Annotated in this window: 1 protein-coding gene; it reads left to right on the top strand. The window is 55.3% G+C overall.

The annotated features are described in order from the left end of the window. Positions 1–429, top strand: a 429-nt coding sequence (locus OQK_RS01405; RefSeq protein ID WP_016770775.1) for a lysophospholipid acyltransferase family protein, incomplete at its 5' end; no start/stop codon positions are given. Positions 430–579 lie beyond the last annotated feature (150 nt).

Here is a 579-nt window from a genome sequence, read left to right as displayed (position 1 = left end):
ATGCTGCGCCCGATCGCCATCGACCGCGACAACCCGAAGGCCGCGCTCAAACAAGTCGCGGCCAAAGGCGACGAGCTGCTCAAGGACCACGTCTGGGTGCTGATCTTTCCCGAAGGCACACGAGTCCCCTACGGCACTGTCGGAAAATTCTCCCGCAGTGGCAGCGCATTGGCGGTGAATGCGGCGCTTCCGGTGCTGCCGATTGCACACAATGCCGGCAAATTCTGGCCAAAAATCGGCTGGGGCAAACAGGCCGGAGTGATCACCGTGGTCATTGGCGAACCGATGTATGCCGAAGGCAGCGGGCCGCGCGCCATCGCTGATCTGAATGACCGTGTGCAGGCGTGGAACGAGAAGACCCAGCGAGAAATGGGCTCGCTGCCACCGGCGCCACAGGAACCGGCCGCGAGTGACCAACTGGCTGTCTGAATTTTGTGGATAACCTGTGTACGCTTTTGCTTCGAAAGACCGTAATCGTTTTCTAACTTATTGATTTTAATCGATATTTATAAATCAATGAGTTGAACGAAATCCGTGCATAAGTTTTATTCGGATGTAAAAAAACCGGCCGTTATAGCC

Source organism: Pseudomonas sp. R62 (assembly GCF_000257605.1).
Taxonomy (GTDB): Bacteria; Pseudomonadota; Gammaproteobacteria; order Pseudomonadales; family Pseudomonadaceae; genus Aquipseudomonas; species Aquipseudomonas atacamensis.
The sequence above is the reverse complement of the archived record's forward strand: the minus strand, read 5'-3'. Positions and strand labels throughout refer to the sequence as shown.